General features: G+C 36.5%; 24 protein-coding genes, 2 rRNA genes and 1 other annotated feature. All 26 genes read left to right on the plus strand.

Annotated features, from left to right (window positions below):
- Positions 1 to 125: ribosomal RNA gene (locus tag C1724_RS23850) — 23S ribosomal RNA — on the plus strand; the annotation flags it as partial.
- Positions 126 to 191: 66 nt separating this feature from the next.
- Positions 192 to 308, plus strand: a 5S ribosomal RNA gene (gene rrf / locus C1724_RS23855).
- 1129 nt (positions 309 to 1437) lie between these two features.
- Positions 1438 to 2136 carry an MgtC/SapB family protein gene (locus C1724_RS23860; RefSeq protein ID WP_102349349.1) on the plus strand — a complete coding sequence of 233 codons (699 nt, stop codon included), beginning with the start codon at positions 1438 to 1440 and terminating at the stop codon, positions 2134 to 2136.
- Positions 2137 to 2271: 135 nt separating this feature from the next.
- The gene (locus C1724_RS23865) at positions 2272 to 2733 is read left to right on the plus strand and encodes a CtsR family transcriptional regulator (protein ID WP_102349351.1); all 462 of its coding nucleotides are present in this window, start codon (positions 2272 to 2274) and stop codon (positions 2731 to 2733) included.
- 27 nt (positions 2734 to 2760) lie between these two features.
- Positions 2761 to 3303 (plus strand): UvrB/UvrC motif-containing protein, encoded by a 543-nt coding sequence (locus C1724_RS23870; protein ID WP_102349353.1) that lies wholly within the window; start codon positions 2761 to 2763, stop codon positions 3301 to 3303.
- A 3-nt stretch (positions 3304 to 3306) separates the two neighbouring features.
- Positions 3307 to 4395 carry a protein arginine kinase gene (locus tag C1724_RS23875; protein WP_102349355.1) on the plus strand — a complete coding sequence of 363 codons (1089 nt, stop codon included), beginning with the start codon at positions 3307 to 3309 and terminating at the stop codon, positions 4393 to 4395.
- The gene (gene clpC / locus C1724_RS23880; RefSeq protein WP_102349357.1) at positions 4392 to 6815 is read left to right on the plus strand and encodes an ATP-dependent protease ATP-binding subunit ClpC; all 2424 of its coding nucleotides are present in this window, start codon (positions 4392 to 4394) and stop codon (positions 6813 to 6815) included. Before C1724_RS23875 ends, clpC begins: the two co-directional genes overlap by 4 nt.
- Positions 6816 to 7021: 206 nt before the next feature.
- Entirely contained in the window at positions 7022 to 8401 is a 1380-nt protein-coding gene (gene radA, locus C1724_RS23885; RefSeq protein WP_102349359.1) for a DNA repair protein RadA, read from the plus strand.
- A gap of 3 nt (positions 8402 to 8404) precedes the next feature.
- Complete coding sequence (gene disA / locus C1724_RS23890) at positions 8405 to 9481, plus strand: DNA integrity scanning diadenylate cyclase DisA (RefSeq protein ID WP_102349361.1); 1077 nt, start codon at positions 8405 to 8407, stop codon at positions 9479 to 9481.
- 136 nt (positions 9482 to 9617) lie between these two features.
- Entirely contained in the window at positions 9618 to 10730 is a 1113-nt protein-coding gene (locus C1724_RS23895) for a PIN/TRAM domain-containing protein (protein WP_102349364.1), read from the plus strand.
- Positions 10731 to 10740: 10 nt separating this feature from the next.
- On the plus strand, positions 10741 to 11424 hold the full coding sequence (gene ispD / locus C1724_RS23900) for a 2-C-methyl-D-erythritol 4-phosphate cytidylyltransferase (RefSeq protein WP_102349366.1): 684 nt from the start codon (positions 10741 to 10743) through the stop codon (positions 11422 to 11424).
- A 12-nt stretch (positions 11425 to 11436) separates the two neighbouring features.
- Positions 11437 to 11913: a 2-C-methyl-D-erythritol 2,4-cyclodiphosphate synthase gene (gene ispF / locus C1724_RS23905; RefSeq protein WP_102349368.1), complete on the plus strand. Its 477-nt coding sequence runs from the start codon at positions 11437 to 11439 to the stop codon at positions 11911 to 11913.
- 129 nt (positions 11914 to 12042) lie between these two features.
- Positions 12043 to 13500, plus strand: coding sequence for a glutamate--tRNA ligase (gene gltX / locus C1724_RS23910; protein ID WP_102349370.1), 1458 nt, complete (start codon positions 12043 to 12045; stop codon positions 13498 to 13500).
- Positions 13501 to 14111: 611 nt separating this feature from the next.
- Entirely contained in the window at positions 14112 to 14756 is a 645-nt protein-coding gene (cysE, locus tag C1724_RS23915; RefSeq protein ID WP_102349373.1) for a serine O-acetyltransferase, read from the plus strand.
- 2 nt (positions 14757 to 14758) lie between these two features.
- The gene (gene cysS, locus C1724_RS23920) at positions 14759 to 16159 is read left to right on the plus strand and encodes a cysteine--tRNA ligase (RefSeq protein WP_102349375.1); all 1401 of its coding nucleotides are present in this window, start codon (positions 14759 to 14761) and stop codon (positions 16157 to 16159) included.
- Positions 16160 to 16223: 64 nt separating this feature from the next.
- Positions 16224 to 16580, plus strand: a complete 357-nt coding sequence (locus C1724_RS23925; RefSeq protein ID WP_102349708.1) for a Mini-ribonuclease 3 — start codon at positions 16224 to 16226, stop codon at positions 16578 to 16580.
- A 224-nt stretch (positions 16581 to 16804) separates the two neighbouring features.
- Positions 16805 to 17554 carry a 23S rRNA (guanosine(2251)-2'-O)-methyltransferase RlmB gene (gene rlmB / locus C1724_RS23930; protein ID WP_102349377.1) on the plus strand — a complete coding sequence of 250 codons (750 nt, stop codon included), beginning with the start codon at positions 16805 to 16807 and terminating at the stop codon, positions 17552 to 17554.
- A gap of 6 nt (positions 17555 to 17560) precedes the next feature.
- The gene (locus C1724_RS23935) at positions 17561 to 18070 is read left to right on the plus strand and encodes an NYN domain-containing protein (RefSeq protein ID WP_102349379.1); all 510 of its coding nucleotides are present in this window, start codon (positions 17561 to 17563) and stop codon (positions 18068 to 18070) included.
- A 74-nt stretch (positions 18071 to 18144) separates the two neighbouring features.
- Positions 18145 to 18795 carry an RNA polymerase sporulation sigma factor SigH gene (gene sigH, locus C1724_RS23940; protein WP_102349381.1) on the plus strand — a complete coding sequence of 217 codons (651 nt, stop codon included), beginning with the start codon at positions 18145 to 18147 and terminating at the stop codon, positions 18793 to 18795.
- Positions 18796 to 19205: 410 nt separating this feature from the next.
- A complete protein-coding gene (gene secE / locus C1724_RS23945; protein WP_102349383.1) occupies positions 19206 to 19388 on the plus strand; it encodes a preprotein translocase subunit SecE in 183 nt (60 codons plus the stop codon).
- A gap of 218 nt (positions 19389 to 19606) precedes the next feature.
- Entirely contained in the window at positions 19607 to 20140 is a 534-nt protein-coding gene (gene nusG, locus C1724_RS23950) for a transcription termination/antitermination protein NusG (RefSeq protein WP_102349386.1), read from the plus strand.
- A gap of 180 nt (positions 20141 to 20320) precedes the next feature.
- Complete coding sequence (rplK, locus tag C1724_RS23955; protein WP_142386594.1) at positions 20321 to 20746, plus strand: 50S ribosomal protein L11; 426 nt, start codon at positions 20321 to 20323, stop codon at positions 20744 to 20746.
- A 105-nt stretch (positions 20747 to 20851) separates the two neighbouring features.
- Complete coding sequence (gene rplA / locus C1724_RS23960) at positions 20852 to 21544, plus strand: 50S ribosomal protein L1 (protein WP_102349388.1); 693 nt, start codon at positions 20852 to 20854, stop codon at positions 21542 to 21544.
- 49 nt (positions 21545 to 21593) lie between these two features.
- Positions 21594 to 21743, plus strand: a sequence feature (ribosomal protein L10 leader region).
- A 34-nt stretch (positions 21744 to 21777) separates the two neighbouring features.
- Positions 21778 to 22284 (plus strand): 50S ribosomal protein L10, encoded by a 507-nt coding sequence (gene rplJ / locus C1724_RS23965; protein ID WP_102349390.1) that lies wholly within the window; start codon positions 21778 to 21780, stop codon positions 22282 to 22284.
- 57 nt (positions 22285 to 22341) lie between these two features.
- Positions 22342 to 22707 (plus strand): 50S ribosomal protein L7/L12, encoded by a 366-nt coding sequence (gene rplL / locus C1724_RS23970; protein WP_102349392.1) that lies wholly within the window; start codon positions 22342 to 22344, stop codon positions 22705 to 22707.
- Positions 22708 to 22831: 124 nt separating this feature from the next.
- Positions 22832 to 23434, plus strand: coding sequence for a class I SAM-dependent methyltransferase (locus tag C1724_RS23975; RefSeq protein ID WP_102349394.1), 603 nt, complete (start codon positions 22832 to 22834; stop codon positions 23432 to 23434).
- The last annotated feature ends 260 nt before the right edge of the window (positions 23435 to 23694 follow it).

Below are 23694 nucleotides of genomic sequence, written 5' to 3' on the forward strand. Positions count from 1 at the left end.
AGATGAGATTTCCCATTACTTTAAGTAAGTAAGATCCCTCAGAGATGATGAGGTAGATAGGTTCGAGGTGGAAGCATGGCGACATGTGGAGCTGACGAATACTAATCGATCGAGGACTTAACCAAAATACTACAGTTGAATATGAATTCTTGTTATCTAGTTTTGAGGGAACAATCCTCAAATATAATATGTTTGGTGACGATAGCGAAGAGGTCACACCCGTTCCCATTCCGAACACGGAAGTTAAGCTCTTCAGCGCCGATGGTAGTTGGGGGCTGTCCCCCTGTGAGAGTAGGACGTTGCCAAGCAAAAACAAGGAGTAGCAGAGATGCTGCTCTTTTTTGCATTTAAAAACTTAATTAAAACTGGAGATTTTCCAACAATAGAATTGAATAAAGCAGTATCTAGCCCAAGTGTAAGGAGAATGAAGATAAAAAGAGAACCTAAGGCTATAATAACCACGGGTCGGAGCTAGCGCAGGTGACGAACGGAGAATTGTGCTTAGATCGAAAAAAGCATAGAGAATATGTAATTAGCTTGTAAAAATTAAATGATAATAAGTTTAATCGTTTTAATACCATTTATGTTATCAACAAAATTCGACAGTTCTATTAACAGTTATGGATAACCTATTTGATAATATTTAAAATGTTATCCACAGCTTTTACGGATTTTTTTAGTTTGTGTTAACTTGTTACTGACATAAAGAATTAGCTTTGATTTATGTTAAAAACCGACCAAGGGGGAAGGATGCTTATTTATTGGTATAAAACCTTTCATAAGGCGGATGAAGAGGAACCAGAGTAGAAAACAACGAGAGAAACCCCTTCATAAGGCGGATGAAGAGGAACCGGAGTAGAAAACAACGAGAGAAACCCCTTCATAAGGCGGATGAAGAGGAACCAGAGTAGAAAACAACGAGAGAAACCCTTTCATAAGGCGGATGAAGAGGAACCGGAGTAGAAAACAACGAGAGAAACCCTTTCATAAGGCGGATGAAGAGGAACCGGAGTAGAAGACAATGAGAGAAACCCCTTCATAAGTCCAATGAAGAGGAACCAAAAATAAAAAAGTGCATTCAAAAACTCTCCAACGAATAGCAAATATAACTAACTATCAGTATCTATCCACATATTTATCCACATTATACATTTACTCCTTCGAAACACAAATTTAGTGAAATATCGACAAAATTTTATTAAAGGGAATATTGTTAAATATAACAATTTAAATAGTTAATCAACACTATAGAAATTGTCTATTTATTAAACAATATTTACTGAAATAGTCCATTCCAAAGCGAGAACAAAAGACCATAAAGCTTATCCAAATTTTTAAGCTATTTTAGCATGAATTGTCTTCAGTTCTAATACAATGAAAATACATGCTTATAACTTTTTAGACAAGGGTACATTACTTTAAGGGAGGGTAGTGTCCATGTTAGAACAATTTCTTGGAGATAACTTTGAAATAATGACAGCGAGAATTTTTTTTGCTGCTTTTTTAAGCGGAATAATTGGATTCGAGCGAGAAATAAAAAATCACCCTGCAGGTTTTCGAACACATTTGCTTGTTGGGATTGGGTCTTGCTTAATGATGCTAATGTCATTGTATGGCTTTAATAATTACATTGATAGCAGTGAAAATATAAGATTTGATCCTGCGAGGATACCTTCTTATGTCATCAGTGGAATTGGTTTTTTGGGGGCTGGTACTATCTTGGTAAAAGGTGCTACAGTCAGAGGATTAACAACTGCTGCTTCTATTTGGGTAGTGGCAGGAATTGGCTTAATAGTGGGAGTAGGTATGTTTGCACCTGCATTGCTGACAACGATTGTTGTGTTATTAAGTTTAATCTTCTTAAACAAATTTGAGCATCGCTTCTTACAGAACAATAACTCACATTCATTACATATTGTCGTCGATAAAAATAGCAATGACCTGTATGAAATCATAAAAATAATTGAAGATCGAAAGGTACCATTAAAACGTTTTTCGATTGAAACACATAAAGAATCTGAAATAAGTCCCTCATTAAAAAAATATGTAATTGAGGTTAAACTTGCAAATAAAGATAAAAAAGCAATGATAATCGACGAAATTTCACAATTACCTTTCGTATATAGAATCTTTTAATGTAGTTTGTAATGTAAAAAATTTGGAAAAGATATTAGTATGTTAAAAACGAATTAGTTGAAAACATTATGCAATCGACTATATAATATATATACATGGTCAAAGAAAGTCAAAGTCAGAGGAAGGGGAGGGATCATGCGTAATATTTCTGATGTTATTGAACAGTATTTGAAAAAAGTACTACATGTAAGTAATGAAAATGCAGTTGAAATTAAGAGAAGTGAAATAGCTGAGAAATTTCAATGCGTCCCCTCACAAATTAATTATGTAATTAATACAAGATTCACGATTGAAAAAGGATACATTGTTGAAAGTAAACGAGGTGGCGGAGGTTACATTCGAATTATTAAAGTTCAAACAGATAATCATGCCCATTTAATTGATCAGATGCTCGATCTAATACCACGAAGAATTACTCAATCAACAGCTGAAAGTATTGTTGCAAGACTTTTAGAGGAAGGTGCAGTATCTAGAAGAGAAGCAAAGTTAATTTTAAGTGCAATTGATAGAGATGTACTTTTATTAGATTTACCTGAGCGTGATGAATTCCGGACTGTTATCTTAAAAGCGATGCTTCAAACATTAAAATATAAGTAATTTTTATATCGGGAGAGGTGTGTAAGTATGGAATGCCAAGAATGTCACCAAAACCCTGCATCACTCCATTTTACTAAAATAATTAATGGAAAAAAAACTGAAACACATTTATGTGAACAATGTGCGCGGGAAAAAGGTGAAATGATAGCCGGTGGCGAATTCTCTATTAATAGCCTTCTTTCAGGGTTACTTAATATAGATTACCCAACAACTTTAGCAGGAGCAAATAAAAACTTTGAGAGCTTACAAGCACTACAATGCTCTAACTGTGGATTAACTTTTCAGCAATTCTCTAAAATAGGTCGTTTCGGATGTTCCAATTGTTATAGGGAATTTCAATCAAAAATTGATCCTATCTTAAGACGAGTACATGGTGGAAACACATCACATGCTGGTAAAATTCCAAAAAGAATTGGCGGAAGTCTTCATATTGCAAAAGAAATTTCTACGCTAAAGGAAGCGCTGCAGAAGTCGATTCAAAATGAGGAATTTGAGAATGCTGCACAATTAAGAGATAAAATTCGTTCCTTAGAGCAACATTTAGGTGAGCATAGAGAGGGGGAGCAATAGTCTATGTCACTTGAAAAGTTCATAAACCAAGCTATTAGCCCTTGGATGAATGAAGATGGTCAAGATAGCGATATTGTATTAAGCAGCAGAATTCGCTTGGCCCGAAACTTAAAGGATATAGTGTTTCCAACCTTAGCATCAATTGACTCACTTACAACAGTGGTCGAACGAATAGAAGAGTCTATATCAAATCAAAGTTTTGCTGAAGTTGGCAATCTCGAAATGATTAAGATGGATAATCTAGAGACAATTGGAAAACGGGTTTTAGTGGAAAAGCATCTTATTAGTCCACATCTTGCAGAAGTATCTGAAAAAGGTGCTGTCATTTTATCAGAAAATGAAGAAGTAAGTGTGATGGTTAATGAAGAAGACCATATCCGGATCCAATGCTTATTTCCAGGTTTACAATTAAAAGAGGCTCTAAAGGTTGCAAATCAAGTGGATGATTTACTTGAAGAAAGGGTAGACTTTGCATTTGATGAAAAACGGGGGTATCTTACTAGTTGTCCAACAAATGTTGGAACAGGGATGAGAGCATCCGTCATGATGCATTTACCTGCTCTTGTGCTAACACATCAAATTAATAGATTACTGCCTGCAATCAGCCAACTAGGCTTAGTTGTTAGAGGCATTTATGGTGAGGGTAGTGAAGCACAAGGTAATATTTTTCAAATTTCTAACCAAATTACATTAGGCAAATCTGAGCAGGATATCGTTGAGGATCTCCAAAGTGTTGTTGCGCAGGTTATTGCGCAAGAACGAACTGCTCGAGATATGCTAGTTAAAACATCATCGATCCAACTGGAAAACAGAGTGTGGCGTTCCTATGGAACATTGGCGCATAGTCGTATAATCCAATCAACTGAAGCATCTCAAAGTTTATCAGATTTGCGATTGGGGATTGATTTAGGATTCATTAAAAATATTTCACGTTCGATTTTAAATGAATTAATGATTTTAACCCAACCAGGGTTTTTACAGCAATATGCTGGTAGAAAGCTTACACCTGATGAGAGAGACATAAGAAGAGCAACTCTAATAAGAGAGCGATTAAGATTAGAAACGATTCGTTGGGAGAGTGATGGTAAATGATGTTTGGTAGGTTTACAGAACGAGCACAAAAGGTACTTGCACTTGCACAAGAGGAAGCGGTCCGTTTAGGACATAGCAATATTGGGACTGAGCATATTTTATTAGGCTTAGTTCGAGAAGGTGAAGGAATTGCGGCAAAAGCCTTATTGGCATTAAATCTTGGACCTGAAAAAATTCAAGAGGAAGTTGAAGCGCTGATTGGCAGAGGTAAAGAAGCATCGCAAACAATTCATTATACACCTAGAGCAAAAAAGGTTATCGAATTATCGATGGATGAAGCCCGTAAGTTAGGTCATTCCTATGTGGGAACAGAGCATATATTATTAGGCTTAATTCGTGAAGGCGAAGGTGTAGCTGCTCGTGTCCTTAATAATCTTGGAGTAAGCTTAAATAAAGCACGACAACAAGTACTTCAGCTATTAGGCAGTAATGAGTCATCATCTTCAGGGCATCAAGGTGGAACAGCAACAAATGCGAATACACCTACACTGGATAGCCTTGCGAGGGATTTAACACAAATTGCACGTGAAGGAAGTCTTGACCCTGTTATTGGAAGGGAAAAAGAAATTCAACGTGTAATAGAAGTTTTAAGCCGCCGTACTAAAAATAATCCTGTGTTAATCGGTGAACCTGGGGTTGGAAAAACAGCGATAGCTGAAGGGCTAGCGCAGCAAATTATTCAAAACGAAGTGCCCGAAATTTTAAGAAATAAGCGTGTTATGACATTAGATATGGGTACAGTTGTAGCGGGAACCAAGTACCGTGGTGAATTTGAAGACCGTTTGAAAAAGGTAATGGATGAAATTCGCCAAGCAGGGAATATCATCTTGTTTATAGATGAATTGCATACTTTAATTGGTGCAGGTGGTGCGGAAGGCGCTATCGATGCATCAAATATCTTAAAACCGTCATTAGCTCGCGGTGAGTTACAATGTATCGGTGCGACAACACTTGATGAGTACCGTAAATATATTGAGAAAGACGCAGCGTTAGAACGTCGATTCCAGCCAATTAAAGTGGGCGAGCCAACGCAAGAAGAAGCCATCCAGATTTTAAAAGGTTTGCGAGATCGCTATGAAGCCCATCATCGCGTTACGATTACGGATGATGCTATCGATGAAGCTGTAAAATTATCAGATCGCTATATTTCTGACCGGTTCCTTCCTGATAAAGCGATAGACTTAATTGACGAGGCGGCTGCAAAGGTACGTCTTCGCTCATATACAGCACCACCTAACTTAAAAGAGTTAGAGCAAAAATTAGAGGGAATTCGTAAAGAAAAAGACGCAGCAGTACAAAGCCAAGAGTTTGAGAAAGCTGCATCATTACGCGATACTGAGCAACGTCTTCGTGAAGATGTAGAAAAAACGAAGAAGGAATGGAAGGAAAGACAAGGGCAAGAGAATTCAGAAGTTACAACTGAAGATATCGCACTAGTGGTTTCAGCTTGGACGGGTGTTCCTGTTTCTAAATTAGCTCAGGCTGAAACTGACCGCCTTTTAAATATGGAAGAGATTTTACATGGTCGTGTAATTGGGCAGGATGAAGCCGTAAAAGCCGTTGCAAAAGCTATCCGCCGGGCTCGTGCTGGCCTAAAAGATCCAAAACGTCCAATTGGTTCCTTTATTTTCTTAGGTCCAACAGGGGTTGGTAAAACAGAGCTAGCTCGTGCTCTTGCAGAATCCATGTTTGGCGATGAAGATGCACTTATCCGCATAGATATGTCAGAGTACATGGAAAAGCACGCAACATCGCGTTTAGTTGGTTCACCTCCAGGATATGTAGGTCATGAAGAAGGTGGTCAATTAACCGAGAAAGTACGTCGTAAACCATATTCGGTTATTTTGTTAGACGAAATTGAAAAGGCGCATCCAGAGGTATTTAATATTTTACTTCAAGTGCTAGAAGATGGCCGCCTGACAGATTCAAAAGGACGTACTGTGGATTTCCGTAATACAATCGTTATTATGACTTCGAATGTTGGCGCTAGTGAGTTAAAGCGTAACAAGTATGTGGGCTTTAATGTTCAAGAGGGTCAAGAGTACAAAGATATGAAATCAAAGGTAATGGATTCCCTTAAAAAGGCATTCCGACCTGAGTTCTTAAACCGTATTGATGAAATTATCGTCTTCCACTCATTAGAAAGACAACATATTAATGAAATTGTGACGTTAATGGCAAATGAATTAATTAAACGTCTTAAAGAACAGGATATTGAGTTTGTAATCTCTGATATTGCGAAAGAAAAAATTTCTGATGAAGGCTTTGATCCTGAATATGGTGCGAGACCATTAAGACGTGCATTACAAAAGCATGTTGAAGATCGTTTGTCTGAAGAGCTATTAAAAGGTACGATCGAAAAAGGTAAAAAAGTTACACTAGACATCGAAGATAACGAATTTGTTGTAAGGGCCGAATAAAATAGTTAAGTATAGATCATAGAATAAAATTGCATAAATATTTATTCATACATGAAAAAGAAGACGCATCTTCGGCGTCTTCTTTTTCTATATAACAGTAGAAAGCTTTAAAAAGTAGCAAATATTCGGTTTTTCTAATTCAAATTCGGTTATGGTATCATAATTCTTAATAAATAATTGTAACTTAATATGAGAGGGTTTTTTCGATGAGCAAGAAAAAAACAAAGTTTTGTTGCCAATCATGTGGCTATGAATCACCCAAATGGATGGGTAAATGTCCAGGTTGTAATCAATGGAATACCATGGTTGAAGAAATGGAGATTACAAGACCATCTAGAAGACAATCATTTGTTACAGCAGCTGCATCCACAGTTATAAATAAACCACAATCGATTACTTCAATTGAATCTATAAGTGAACCACGAGTGCATACTAATTTCAAAGAAATGGACCGTGTGCTTGGTGGGGGAATTGTTCCTGGTTCACTAGTGTTGGTTGGCGGTGATCCGGGTATAGGAAAATCTACACTTTTATTACAAATATCAGCCCAGCTTGCGAGTTTGAACCATAGGGTTTTATATATATCAGGTGAGGAATCAGCTAAACAAACGAAACTTAGGGCAGACCGATTACGTATATTAACTGATAACTTATTTGTCCTATCAGAAACAGATCTAGAGTTTATTGAGAAAGCAATTGAGGAGATGAACCCATCTTTAGTCGTAATCGATTCCATTCAGACTGTATATCATCCTGAGGTACAATCTGCACCTGGTAGTGTTTCACAAGTAAGAGAATGTACATCCCATTTTATGAGAATTGCAAAAACAAAAGGCATTGCGATTTTTATTGTTGGTCATGTTACAAAAGAAGGTTCTATTGCTGGACCGAGATTGTTAGAACATATGGTAGATGCGGTGTTATATTTTGAAGGGGAACGTCACCACACGTACCGAATTTTACGAGCAGTAAAAAACCGGTTTGGGTCAACCAATGAGATGGGAATCTTTGAAATGAAGGAAGAAGGGCTTGCGGAAGTTCTAAATCCATCGGAAATATTTCTAGAAGAACGCTCAGAGGGGTCAGCAGGTTCGATTGTTGTAGCTTCGATGGAAGGTACACGTCCTGTATTGGTGGAAATTCAGGCACTTATATCACCTACAAGCTTTGGCAATCCAAGACGGATGGCAACTGGAATCGATCATAATCGCGTATCACTGATTATGGCAGTGTTAGAGAAAAGAGTTGGATTTCTGCTAGGGAGCTATGATGCTTATCTAAAGGTTGCGGGTGGGATAAAGCTAGATGAGCCAGCTATAGATTTAGGCGTAGCGATTAGTATTGCATCTAGTTTTCGTGATCAACCATCTAGACCAACAGATGTTGTATTTGGGGAAGTTGGCTTAACTGGAGAGGTTAGAAGAGTATCGCGTATCGAACAGCGCGTTCAGGAGGCTGCCAAACTAGGGTTTGAACGAGTAATAGTTCCAGATAGGAACATAGGAGGTTGGTCTACCCCAAAAGGAATCCAAGTAATTGGTGTGTCTACCGTTGCTGAGGCTTTAAAGTATACCTTAGGAGGATAATCTATGGGTCATGCCAAACAGAATGGGAATAAGCACAACGAGATCCTTAATTTTGTATCGCCAGGTTCACCGATAAGGGAAGGGATCGACAATGTTTTGAGGGCAAATACAGGGGGATTAATTGTTATAGGTTATAATGAAAAAGTAAGAGAAGTAATAGACGGCGGTTTTACCGTTAACTGTATATTCTCCCCCGCCTATTTATATGAATTGGCAAAGATGGATGGTGCCATCATATTAAATGATACGGGCACGAAAATACTTTATGCCAATACACAACTTATTCCTAGCTCTGGTATTTCATCCATTGAAACAGGTATGCGGCATCGTACTGCAGAAAGAGTTGCTAAGCAAACAGGGTGTCTCGTCATTGCAATTTCCCAACGGAGAAATGTTATCACACTTTATCAAGGTGATTTTCGCTATGCATTACGTCAAATGGGTGAAATTCTAACAAAAGCAAATCAGGCAATTCAAACTTTAGAAAAGTATAAATCTGTATTAGATCAAGGAATTACAAATCTTGGAGCACTTGAAATGGAAGAACTAGTTACGCTGCAAGATGTGATTCAAGTTATTCATAGGGTAGAAATGGTTCTTCGTATTAAACAGGAAATACAAAATTATATAATTGAGCTCGGTACAGAAGGTAGATTAATTACGTTGCAATTGAATGAGCTTGTTTCGAATATAGAAGAAGAAATCATATTATTGATTAAAGACTACAGCCAATATAATATTCACGATTCTAATAAATTAGCATCAATAATACAAGTATTATCAGAAGCTGACCTGTTAGATGATGAATTTATTTTAGAGCTTTTAGGTTATGAAAGTAAAGATAAAGCTGAGGATTTGAATGTATGCCCTAGAGGGTATCGAATTCTCTATAAAATTCCACGTCTGCCACAAGGTATTATTCACAATTTAGTTTCTCGATTTCATAATTTAAATGCGATTATGAGGGCATCAATCCTTGAATTGGTTAGTGTTGAAGGTATTGGCGATATACGTGCAAAAAAAATAAAAGAAGGCTTAGAGCGAATTCAGGAGCAATTGTTGATAGATCGCCATATTTAAAAATTTAGTAACTTACTGGAAAAATTGAAATTTAGTAGTGAAACAAGATAAAATATAAAGTGAAAGTATTAATCTTTAACAGAATGATGTTTTTAAAATAGAAATTTAGTTAATAATGATATAAGGAGGTGAAGGAATGGTAAAACGTATAGTTCAGTTATTCTTTATCATTGTAGGGGGAACACTTGGTTACTTGTATGTCCCATTATTGTTGCAGTTGTTGAATATTGGTGAGATTGGTTGGTTTGCATCATCCTATGCCTGTGCGGTATATGGAGCAATTATTTTATTTCTTTCAACGTTTTGGTTAGTTGATTATATTGTAAGTTTAATTAGAAAAATTGAGGAAGCGCTTGTCAAGGCGCCGGTTACTGATATTTTATTCGGTAGCTTAGGTTTAATTGTTGGACTAATTGTTGCTTTTTTAATTATGATTCCTTTAAAAAGCATAAACTTCGAGGTATTAAGTACAATTATTCCAATTTTTGTTACACTATTCCTCGGTTATTTAGGTTTTCAAGTAGGTTTTAAAAAGCGGGAAGAACTGATAAATTTATTTTCGATAACGGGCCGTTTAACTGTTAAAGATAAAAAGAAACAACTAGTTGATGAGACTGAAGGCACCGAGGAGTATGTTAAAGGTAAACTGAAGATCTTAGACACAAGTGTAATCATTGATGGACGTATTGCAGATATTTGCCAAACCGGGTTTTTAGAAGGTACAATTGTTATTCCGCAATTTGTTCTAGAGGAGTTACAGCATATTGCAGATTCTTCTGATGTATTAAAGCGTAATCGTGGACGAAGAGGTCTTGATATTTTAAATAGAATTCGCAAAGAATTAGCAATTAAAGTTGAGATCTTTGAAATTGATTTTGATGAAATTCAAGAGGTAGATAGTAAACTTGTTAAACTAGCTAAAGTAACCTCTGGTATCGTTGTAACCAATGATTTTAATCTAAACAAAGTTTGTGAGCTTCAAAATGTAATGGTTCTAAATATCAATGACTTAGCAAATGCGGTTAAGCCAGTTGTACTGCCTGGAGAAGAATTAAATGTACAAGTAATTAAAGATGGTAAAGAACATAATCAAGGGATTGCATACCTTGATGATGGCACAATGATTGTCGTCGAGGAAGGTAGAAATTATATCGGTAAACGAATTGATGTTCTAGTTACTAGTGTATTGCAAACTTCAGCGGGACGTATGATATTTGCTAAACCCAAATTATTAGAAAAAGCACTTTAAGGTGAACGAAATGGACTATTATGTAGTTATTCCAGCGGCTGGGCAAGGTAAGCGCATGAACGCAGGAATGAATAAACAATTTATTAAGTTAAATGATGTACCTGTTATTATTCATACTTTAAATGTGTTTAATAGTGACAGTGATTGCAAAGGTATCGTCCTTGTTGCGAATAAAGATGAAATTCAATCCTTTAATGAATTAATACAAGAGCACAACGTATCAAAGGTTATTGATATCGTTGAAGGTGGTAAGGAAAGACAGCATAGTGTTTTTAATGGCTTAAAAGCTTTAAACGGGGCGGACGATATCGTTCTAATACATGACGGTGCTCGCCCATTTGTAAAACACGCAACGATTCATAAGCTTGTTGAAGCAGCCGTAAACTATGATAGTGCAATTGTTGCCGTTCCTGTAAAGGATACAATTAAATCCGTAAAAGATGGTATAGTAGAGAAAACGATGGAGCGCTCAAGCTTGTGGTCGGTACAAACACCACAAGCTTTTCGTCTTGCGTTGATCTTAAAAGCACATGAGCAGGCTGAAGATGAGCGGTATTTAGGGACAGATGATGCAAGTCTCGTTGAAATAATTGGTAAACCAGTTCACATTGTAATGGGTGATTATGAAAATATTAAATTGACCACACCGGAAGATTTAGTATATGGAGAGGCAATACTAAAAAGAAATTACTAAAGGGGAATAATCATGATAAGAATTGGACAAGGTTTTGATGTTCATCAGTTAGTTGAAGGAAGACCATTGATTATTGGAGGTATAACGATTCCTTACGAGCTTGGGTTATTAGGTCATTCTGATGCTGATGTTTTATTACATACAATTAGTGACGCTGCATTAGGTGCGCTGGCACTTGGTGACATTGGTAAGCATTTTCCTGATACAGATCCAGAATATAAAGATGCTGATTCAGCTAAGCTGATGGAGCATGTATGGAGTTTGGTAAAAAATCAGGGTTATAAACTTGGTAATTTAGATTGTACAATCATTGCCCAAAGACCAAAAATGGCACCGTATATAGACCAAATGAGGGAACGGATTGCTGAACTGTTAGAAACCGATATTAACCAAGTAAATGTAAAAGCCACGACAACTGAAAAGCTTGGCTTTACAGGAAGAGCCGAAGGGATTGCTGCTCAAGCTGTTATTCTACTTACAAAAGCTTGACCATAAGTGCGCGTTTGATGATAATAGATAATGAACTATTAAGGAGTTCATTTAATAGTATAGAATACATACTGTAAGTTTTTTATGTAAACAATGGAATTGGAATACATATATGAAAGGTGTCGTGTTATGACTAACCCACAAGTACGAGTTCGTTATGCACCAAGTCCTACCGGTCATTTACATATTGGAAATGCCCGTACGGCATTATTTAATTATTTATATGCTAGAAATCAAGGCGGTAAATTTATTATTCGTGTAGAGGATACTGATTTAAAAAGAAATGTTGAAGGTGGCGAAGAAAGCCAGCTTAAGTATCTAAAGTGGCTTGGTATTGACTGGGATGAAAGTGTCGATGTAGGTGGGGAATATGGCCCATATCGCCAAACGGAGCGACTAAATATTTATAATAAACATGTTGAAGATTTAATGGCTAGGGGTTTAGCTTATAAATGTTATTGTACAGAAACTGAGCTTGAACAAGAACGTGAAACCCAAATGGCAAAAGGTGAAACGCCGGCCTATTCAAGAAAATGCTGTGGGTTATCTACAGAAGATCAGCAGTCACTAGAGCAGGAAGGCCGTCAAGCGAGCATCCGATTCAAAGTTCCTCAGGATAAGGTTTATACATTTAATGATATTGTCAAAGATGAGGTTTCCTTTGAGTCGAATGGAATTGGCGATTGGGTAATAGTAAAAAAAGATGGAATACCTACTTATAACTTTGCAGTGGCCGTGGATGATCATTTAATGGAAATCACTCATGTTTTACGTGGGGATGATCATATTTCTAATACTCCAAAGCAATTGATGATTTATGAAGCGTTTGGTTGGGAACCGCCAATTTTTGGTCATATGACGTTGATTGTAAATGAAGATCGTAAAAAGTTAAGTAAGCGTGACGAAACTATTATTCAATTTATTGAGCAGTATAAAGATCTTGGATACTTACCAGAGGCACTATTTAACTTTATTACTTTACTAGGTTGGTCACCATCAGGTGAGCAAGAGATTTTTACAAAAGAAGAATTCATTTCAATTTTTGATCCAAGACGATTATCAAAAGCACCAGCAGTGTTTGACAAAAATAAATTAACATGGATGAACAACCAATATATTAAAAATCTTGATGGTGATCGCTTAGTCGAGATTTCTCTACCACATCTAATTAGTGCGGGTCTTCTTCCAAGCAATTTAACAGACGCGCAAAGACAATGGGCACATCAGTTAATTGTTCTTCATCAAGAAAAAATGAGTTATGGTGCCGAAATTGTTGAGCTTACTGAGCTATTCTTTAAAAAAGATATTGAGTATAATGATGAGGCAAAAGAAGTTTTAAGTGGTGAAACAGTACCAGAAGTTTTAAAATGCTTTAAAGAAAAGTTAGCACAGCTTGAAACGTTTACTGCAGATGATATAAAGGCTGCGATGAAAACTGTACAAAAAGAAACAGGACAAAAAGGTAAAAATCTTTTTATGCCAATCCGAGTCGCAACTACCGGTCAATCGCATGGACCAGATTTACCGCAAGCAATTAGTTTATTAGGAAAAGAAGTTATACTTTCACGTGTCGAATCTTTGTTATAAAATAAAAGCATTATTGTATTCAAAAAATATATGTTACAAACGTTGAAAAGGATAAGTAAGGACTGCAATGGTTATTTGATTCCGATGGTTATTAGATATGGAAAGACCTAGGTGTTGAATATAACTCAAACAGAGAAAACCATCATTGGCTGAAAGTGGTTTAATTAGTCAGTCTTGAAATGCACCTTTGAGTCTTTTATTGAACTGGGTATTCATAGTAAATAAAAGCGGGACTCTGCCGTTAAAAGAGACAAGTTGGGGTGATGCCATGAATGCGATTTCGGATAAATGTCTGGATTAGCGGGTTCATGTTTTCATCTAAACAGAGTGGAACCGCGCCAAAAGCGTCTCTGTGCATTTGCATAGGGACGTTTTTTTATTCTTCAGGAAATTTAAAAATGGCTCATATGTGGGTAACTTTATTAAGTTGGAGTGATAAAGCTCCATCGCCCAGGCCCTCGGGGAATGTAGTCGCTTGCGCCCGTTGTCTGTTGTGAATAGCCTTTTCTGAAAAACGAACCGGATCTCCGAGTAGTATGGCTAGCAAATGTTTTTGTAGCACATTCATTATGGTAGCAGGCATAGATTAAGGGATAGGAGTGAACAAAGAAATGTTTAATGTTTTGCGCGAAGATGTAGAAGTAGTATTTGAACAGGATCCAGCAGCCCGAAGTTATTTCGAGGTTATTTTGACATATTCCGGATTACATGCAATTTGGTCCCATCGATTGGCACACGCATTATTTAAAAGAAAATTCTTCTTTTTAGCAAGAGCTATTTCTCAGATTAGCCGTTTTTTTACTGGGATAGAAATTCACCCGGGGGCTAAAATCGGCAGACGATTTTTTATAGATCATGGCATGGGTGTAGTAATTGGGGAAACATGTGAAATTGGTGATAATGTAATCATCTTTCAGGGCGTGACACTAGGTGGAACAGGAAAGGAAAAAGGGAAACGTCATCCAACTTTAAAAGATAATGTGCTAGTTGCAACAGGGGCAAAAGTTTTAGGTTCAATTACGATTGAAGAAAATTCGAAAATAGGGGCTGGCTCAGTTGTATTACGAGATGTGCCACCAAATTCAACAGTTGTTGGGATACCTGGGAAAATTGTAATTAAAGATGGTGTGAGGATAAAACACGATCTTAATCATAATAATTTACCAGACCCTGTTTCAGATAAATTTACTGAGTTGGAGAAACAAATTGAACAACTTCAACAAGAAATTAATAAACTTAAAGCTAGGAGTGAATAACGATGGCAATTAGATTTTTTAATACCTTAACTAGAAAAAAGGAAAACTTTGTGCCGATTGAAGACGGCAAAGTAAAAATGTATGTGTGCGGTCCTACGGTGTATAATTACATCCATATTGGTAATGCAAGACCTGCGATTGTTTTTGACACAGTCCGTCGTTATTTGCAATTTAGAGGTTACGATGTGAAATATGTATCAAACTTTACTGATGTTGATGATAAATTAATAAAGGCCGCCAACCAGCTAGGTGAAGATGTACCGACAATTGCAAGCAGGTTTATTAATGCATTTTTTGAAGATGTAGGTGCACTAGGTGTAAAAAGAGCAGATGTTCATCCAACCGTAATGGAGAATATGGATATAATTATTGAATTCATTGCAGCGCTAATTAATAAGGATTATGCTTATGAATCAAATGGGGACGTATACTTTAGAACGAAGAAATTTGCTGAATATGGGAAACTATCACATCAGCCTATTGATGAACTTCGTCTTGGTGCAAGAATTGAGATTGGTGAAAAGAAACAAGATCCATTAGATTTTGCGCTTTGGAAAGCTGCAAAGGAAGGGGAAATATCTTGGGATAGTCCTTGGGGTAAAGGACGACCAGGCTGGCACATTGAATGCTCAGCCATGGCGAAAAAGTATTTAGGTGAGACAATTGACATACATGCGGGTGGCCAAGATTTAACATTTCCACATCATGAAAATGAAATTGCTCAATCTGAGGCGTTAACAGGTAAAACATTTGCAAAGTACTGGCTCCATAATGGGTATATTCAAATTGATAATGAGAAAATGTCTAAATCGCTAGGGAATTTTGTGCTAGTGCATGATATTTTGAAAGAAGTTGACGCACAAGTTATTCGATTCTTTATGTTATCTGTACATTATCGAAATCCAATTAACTTCAGTCAAGAGTTATTAGAAAGTGCAAAGAGTGGATTGGATCGAATTCGAACGGCACATGAAAATCTTCAGCATCGCAGCGAAAGCAGTACTAATCTTACGGAAAACAATGAGGAATGGTTAACTAAAATTAAAGAATTACATGATGAGTTTGTTCGTGAAATGGATGACGATATTAATACAGCAAATGCTATATCTGTTTTATTTGAATTAGCAAAACAGGGAAATATATATTTACGAGAGAAAAATACATCAACCGAGGTTATTTCTGCTTTTCTTAAACAATTTCAAACGATTGCCGGTGTCTTAGGAATCAAGCTTGAGCAGGAAAGTGAATTGTTGGATGAAGAAATCGAAATGCTAATACAACAACGTAATGATGCACGAAAAAATCGTGATTTTGCATTAGCCGACCAAATTAGGGATCAATTGAAGGATCAAAATATTATCTTAGAAGATACTCCACAAGGTGTTCGTTGGAAAAGGGGATAAAGTATTGGATGTTTATAACCACAATATAGATGCCAAGCAATTGAATTCATTAGCTTTAGCGTATATGGGTGATGCAATTTTTGAGAGTTTTATCCGTTTTAACTTATTAGTTAATGGAAGTGTGAGACCAAATCAATTGCATAAAGAAGCAACTAAATATGTGTCTGCGAAGGCACAGGCGGTGATGATTCACCGCCTTCTAGATATGGAAAGCTTATCAGAGGAAGAGATAGGTGTTGTTAGAAGAGGTAGGAATGCAAAATCTGGGACCATTCCTAAAAATACAGATGTCCAAACCTATAGATATAGTACAGCGTTTGAAGCGTTGTTGGGCTATCATTATCTGTTGGGAAACAAAGAGCGGTTAAATGAATTGATGACTCTTGGCTATGAGACGATTCAATTGGGACAGAATGGGTAGTAGGCATTCGTACAGATTTCAGTGAGGCTAGAGCACGACGTGAGTGAAATTGGACGGGCTAGAGTACTGAGTTCGGACAGAAAAGCGGGTATATAGTAGATTAGAGTCCGAATGGGCCTCTAGTTCGGACAGAAAACCGAGTTTAGAGTAGATTAGAGCCCGAACTACCCCCTAGTTCAGGCAGAAAACGCATATATAAATTTTTTTCAAAAGGAGTGACGTATATGAGTGAAGCAAGTGAATGGATTATTGGGAAAAACCCTGTTCTCGAGGCGCTTAGAGCAGAACGTGATATTAATAAAATTATGATTGCGGAAGGCTCCAATAAAGGCCAAATGCAGCAAGTGTTAAATCTTGCAAAGAAGGGCGGAGTAATTGTCCAATTCGTGCCGAAACAAAAAATTGACCAGCTTGTATCAGGGAATCATCAAGGAATCATTGCCTCAGTGGCGGCGTATAAATATGCTGAAATTGATGATTTATTTAATGCTGCAGCTGCAAAAAATGAAGATCCATTTTTTCTAATTTTAGATGAAATAGAAGATCCACATAATTTGGGATCAATACTTAGAACAGCGGATGCCTCAGGGGTTCATGGTGTTATTATTCCGAAAAGACGTGCTGTTGGCTTAACAGCAGTTGTTGCCAAAGTTTCAACTGGGGCGATTGAACATGTACCGGTTGCTCGAGTAACAAATCTTGCAATGACAATAGAAGAATTAAAAGAGAGAGGACTATGGATTGCGGGTACGGACGCGAAAGGTAAACAAGACTTTCGTCAAATGGATGCAAGTATGCCACTAGGAATTGTGATTGGTAGTGAAGGCCGAGGGATTGGGCGTCTTATCCTAGAAAAGTGCGATTTTCTATTACGCTTGCCTATGGTTGGTAAGGTAACATCGTTAAATGCGTCAGTTGCAGCTAGTTTACTTATGTATGAGGTCTACCGGAAACGAAATCCTATTGGGGAATAGGTTGTTATGGATGTTCTAATAGTTGATGGCTATAATATTATCGGTGCATGGCCTGAGCTGGTGACTTTAAAGAAAACCGATTTTGCTCAGGCTCGAGATTTGTTAATTGCTAAGATGGCAGAGTATAAGGCATATACAGGATTTAGAGTCATTATTGTCTTTGACGCACATCTTGTGCCAGGTATTGAAACTAAAATAGAAAATCATAATGTTGAAGTAGTATATACAAAGGAAAAAGAAACAGCCGATGAAAGAATTGAAAAAATGGCCAGTGAGTTGAACAATATAAAAACTCAAGTACATGTCGCAACATCAGACTATACAGAGCAATGGGTCATATTTGGACAAGGTGCACTAAGAAAATCTGCAAGGGAATTACTAAATGAAATGAATAGTATCGAAAAACGAATTAAAGACAAAGTCCAAAAAACAAATTTAGAAAAAACGTCAAATCGTATACAAATAAAGAGCGAAATTGCTGAAATTTTCGAAAAATGGCGTCGAGGCGACAGATGAGCGGTTGACGCCTTCAATTTTCCTGCTGTATAATATTTCTATATGTAGAACGATGTGGACAGGGGGAACCAGGAGTGAGCTTACACCTCAAAGGAAATGACAACATTGAATTAGAACATCTAGAGGATGAAGAAGTAGTTGAACAAGTCCACGCGGGATCAAGCGAAGCTTTAGAATTTTTGATTAATAAATATAAAAATTTTGTAAGAGCAAAAGCAAGGTCCTATTTTTTAATTGGAGCAGATCGAGAAGATATCGTTCAAGAAGGAATGATTGGACTTTATAAAGCTATTCGCGATTATAAAGAGGACAAGCTGTCTTCTTTTAAAGCGTTTGCAGAATTATGTATTACCAGACAGATCATAACGGCAATTAAGACTGCTACACGCCAAAAACATATTCCACTAAATTCATATGTTTCTCTTGATAAGCCTATATATGACGAGGAATCTGATCGTACTTTACTAGATGTGATATCAGGAACAAAAGCACTCGATCCAGAGGAACTGATTATCAATCAAGAAGAGTTTGATGATATTGAAATTAAAATGGAAGAATTATTAAGCGATCTTGAAAGAAAAGTACTTAGCTTATATTTAGATGGCCGCTCTTACCAAGAGATTTCTGAAGATTTAAACCGCCATGTAAAATCAATAGATAATGCTCTTCAACGTGTAAAACGAAAACTGGAAAGATATCTTGAACTACGAGAAATTACGTTGTAGTTACATAGGATATTTTTTCGAAAAAATATGTTCGTTTCTTATTAAACACTAATTGTGAAATATTTGCAACTTTTTGTCGAAAGTAGTTTTCTCAAAAAAATATAAACAAGGCTTCCGTATTTACATACGGAAGCTAAATTTTTCTATAGATTGTTAAAGAGTAAAACGAAACAGAGTTGTTTATAATGAGAGAATATAAGGTTTAAAAATGATTTTAAATGAAATTAGAAAATACATACTCATTTTAGTTGACAGATTGACATCTAAAGAGTCACTATGATAAAGTTTACAAGTAATTTATATATGTATGTGAAATGATTCTAATTTGAAACCAAAAGTAAAAACGTTTACTTATTTTTTTATAGATATTAAAACATTGGTAATAGGATTATAAAGTTGGGGGTAACAAAATGCGATTTATAACGAATTATGTGCGCGATGTAGTTCGCGAAATGAAGAAAGTTAGCTGGCCAAAGAGAAAAGAACTAACACGCTATACTATTACAGTTATTATAACTGTTGCGTTTGTTACCGTGTTTTTTGCAGTAGTAGATATGGGGATTTCCTCATTAATTCGATTAATTCTTGGTTAATGTTGTATACACTGTGGTATAATGTAGTATAATTTAGGAAATACAGGATATATAACCCGCTTGCGGGTTTTTCGTGTTTTTCAAAATAAGTTAAATATCACCCAATATTACAACAAAGTAATAACTGGCGTTAATATAATAACATCTATTTGGGTATGTATTTTTTGTCCAGTTAATTATCCGCAGGGAGGGAATGGACGTATTAGTCCGCTAAAACGATGGAAAAAAATTGGTATGTTGTCCATACTTATTCAGGCTACGAAAACAAGGTAAAAGCAAATCTGGAAAAGCGTGTTGAATCTATGGCTATGCAAGACAAGATCTTTCGCATTGTTGTTCCTGAAGAAGAAGAAAATGAAATTAAAAACGGTAAAAAGAAAATAGTGAAGAAAAAAGTATTTCCGGGTTATGTGCTAGTTGAGATTATAATGACGGATGATTCTTGGTATGTTGTAAGAAATACACCAGGTGTAACAGGGTTCGTCGGGTCGACTGGTTCAGGATCCAAACCAATTCCACTACAACCAGAAGAGGTTGAGGTTATATTAAAGAGAATGGGAATGGACAAGATTCAAACGGATATTGACTTCGAACTTAAAGAAAATGTTCGAGTAACAGAAGGTCCATTTAATAACTTTACTGGTACTATTGAAGAAATTGATCTGGACAAGCAAAAAGTAAAAGTTCATGTTAATATGTTTGGTAGAGAAACACCGGTTGAACTTGAATTTACGCAAATTGAAAGAATATAATAATGCTGCTTTAAAAAATATTTAATTTATTGCTTGCAATTGATTTTAATAAATGATAAAATTTTCGTGGTTCCTATGAGTCTCAAAACACATGAGACTGTGTTAATATATAGGATAGTTGAGTGGGAGGGTCGGACAAGGCCTTATAACCACATCACGGACTTTAAGGAGGTGTGTCTCGTGGCTAAAAAAGTAATTAAGGTTGTTAAACTTCAAATTCCTGCAGGTAAAGCAAACCCAGCGCCACCGGTTGGTCCTGCACTAGGTCAAGCAGGTGTAAATATCATGGGATTCTGTAAGGAATTCAATGCTCGTACAGCTGACCAAGCTGGTCTAATTATCCCTGTTGAGATTACTGTATTTGAAGATCGTTCATTTACGTTCGTAACAAAAACTCCGCCTGCTGCTGTTCTTCTTAAAGTAGCTGCTGGTATTCAGTCTGGTTCTGGTGAACCAAACAAGAAGAAAGTTGCGACGGTTAAACGTGATAAAGTACGTGAAATCGCTGAACAAAAAATGCCTGACCTTAACGCAGCAAATGTCGAATCTGCAATGCGTATGGTTGAAGGTACAGCGCGCAGCATGGGAATCGTTATTGAAGACTAATCCCGTGAGTTGCTAATGTGATTGGCAGAGGTTGCGATTCCTTTTCGCAACCTTTATTCGTGGGAGGTAAAACCGTTATAACCACATACAAGGAGGATTTTATTCATGGCTAAAAAAGGTAAAAGATATCAAGAGCTTACAAAGCTTGTTGATCGTTCAAAAGCATATCCGGTTCAAGAAGCGGTTGAGTTAGTTAAGAAAACTGCAACTGCTAAATTCGATGAGAGTGTTGAAGTAGCATTTCGTTTAGGAGTAGATCCTAAGAAAGCTGATCAACAAATTCGTGGAGCAGTTGTATTACCGCATGGTACTGGTAAAACTCAACGCGTTTTAGTTTTTGCTAAAGGTGAAAAAGTTAAAGAAGCAGAAGCTGCTGGTGCAGACTATGTAGGCGATGCTGAATATATTACTAAAATCCAACAAGGTTGGTTTGAGTTTGATGTAGTAGTAGCTACACCTGATATGATGGGTGAAGTAGGTAAGTTAGGTCGTGTATTAGGACCTAAAGGTTTAATGCCAAACCCTAAAACGGGTACTGTTACATTTGAAGTTGAAAAAGCAATCAACGATATTAAAGCAGGTAAAGTTGAGTACCGTGTAGACAAAGCTGGTAACATTCATGTACCTATTGGTAAGGTTTCATTTGATGATGAAAAATTAGCAGGTAACTTACAAACGATTGTTGAAACAATCCAAAAAGCTAAACCTGCTGCTGCTAAAGGAACATATATGAAGAATGTTGCGATCGCTTCTACAATGGGCCCTGGCGTTAAGGTTGACGTTTCATCTTTATTATAAAATAGTATTGACAAAATAGATTTAAACGAATATACTAATATTCGTTGTTAAAAAAATATTGATTATACCGTAGACAGTAGGTGCTCTAACAGCTTAATTCCCTACCGAGGTGTGTTATAAATCTGTTGCAATATATAATTGCGATGAACGGATAAATAATGCCTCCACGTCTGCTTGTGGAGGCTTTTTAAATGAACACAGTGCGGTATAAAAATTCTACAGGAGGTGTTAGGATGAGTAATGCTACAATCGTTGAACAAAAGAAACAACTAGTTTCAGAAATCGCTGATAAGTTTCGCGAAAGTAAATCTGCAGTATTTGTAGATTATCGTGGTCTTGATGTTTCTGAAGTAACTGAATTACGTAAGCAATTACGTGATGCAGGTGTTGACTTTAAAGTTTACAAAAACACAATGATGCGTCGTGCTGCTGATGAGACTAATTTTTCAGCTCTTAACGAGCAATTAGTAGGTCCAACTGCTGTTGCTTTCAGTTTTGAAGATGTAGTTGCTCCGGCGAAAATCATAAACGATTTTGCTAAAAAGCACGAAGATCTAGAAATTAAAGCTGGTATCATTGAAGGTAATATTGCAACTGTTGAAGAAGTGAAGGCGTTAGCTGAACTTCCATCACGCGAAGGTTTACTTTCTATGTTGCTTAGCGTATTACAAGCTCCAATCCGCAACTTTGCTCTTGTTACAAAAGCTGTTGCAGATCAAAAAGAAGAACAAGGTGCTTAATATAAGCTACTGATTAAAATAAAAAATACGGATTGAAAAATAAGGAGGATATTTAAAATGACACAAGAACAAATCATTGAAGCGGTTAAAAATATGACTGTTTTAGAATTAAATGACCTAGTAAAAGCTATCGAGGAAGAATTTGGCGTAACTGCTGCTGCTCCAGTTGTTATGGGTGGAGCTGTTGCTGGTGGAGCTGCTGCTGAAGAGAAGACTGAATTCGACGTAATCTTAGCTAGCGCTGGCGACCAAAAGATTAAGGTTATCAAAGTTGTACGTGAAATCACTGGTCTTGGCTTAAAAGAAGCTAAAGAATTAGTTGACAACACTCCAAAGGCTCTTAAAGAAGGCGTTTCTAAAGAAGAAGCTGAAGAAATTAAAGCTAAGCTTGATGAAGTTGGAGCTAACGTAGAAGTTAAGTAATTGTGATTTAAAAATAAGAAGCTCGCTTTTAAGCGAGCTTTTTTGTACTATATAAAACTAATACATACATGATGTTAGACCAAGGCGCATACGCTTTTAAGTTAAAGGGGTGGAATTTGTTTAGATGTCAGATCATTACTTTTCAAGTAATCCTTCCGTTGAAAGTAAACCATTTACCTTTGAGGACCGACTCAAAGGCCATTCTTTTATATTTACCTCAGATTTAGGAGTTTTTTCAAAGAACGAAGTAGATTTTGGCTCTAGATTGTTAATTGAACAGTTTGAAGTACCTGATGTTCCTGGTGATTTGTTAGATGTTGGCTGTGGCTATGGTCCGATTGGATTATCTCTTGCGAAGGAATATCCAGATCGGAAAATAGTTATGGTAGATGTTAATGAGAGATCTTTGAATTTATCTAGAATTAATAGTGATAAAAACAATATTACAAATGTTCATGTGCGAAGGAGCGATCTGTTTTCGGATATAAACGAAAAGAACTTTGCTGCAATAATCTCAAATCCCCCAATACGTGCCGGCAAAAAGGTGGTCCATGAAATCTTAGAGCGATCCTATGAACATCTTGCTGAGCATGGTGAACTGTGGATTGTTATTCAAAAAAAACAAGGGGCGCCATCTGCTCTCGATAAGTTAAAGTCGATTTTTTCAGAAGTAGACGTCGTTGAGAAGAAAAAAGGGTATTATATCATAAAATCAAAAAAAAGTTGACGGTTATTTTTGGTTATGTTAAGATTGTAAAATGCATACGAATGTATATATTAAAATTTTTGTCAATATGAAAAAAAGTGTATAAAAGTCTAGATGTTGGAAATACTAATATAATCGTGTGCATAAAAGTTTTGCTTTTTGAAAGAAAGAAGCTTTTTTATTTGGCTAAATTTCTTGCAATTGGGTTTGCAGCTCAATCCTTTTTGCTTAGCAATTGAATACAAAATTGTACAGAGTAAGAAGTGATTTGTGCTTTTTTA

The organism is Bacillus sp. Marseille-P3661 (assembly GCF_900240995.1).
Classification (GTDB): Bacteria; Bacillota; Bacilli; order Bacillales; family Bacillaceae_J; genus OESV01.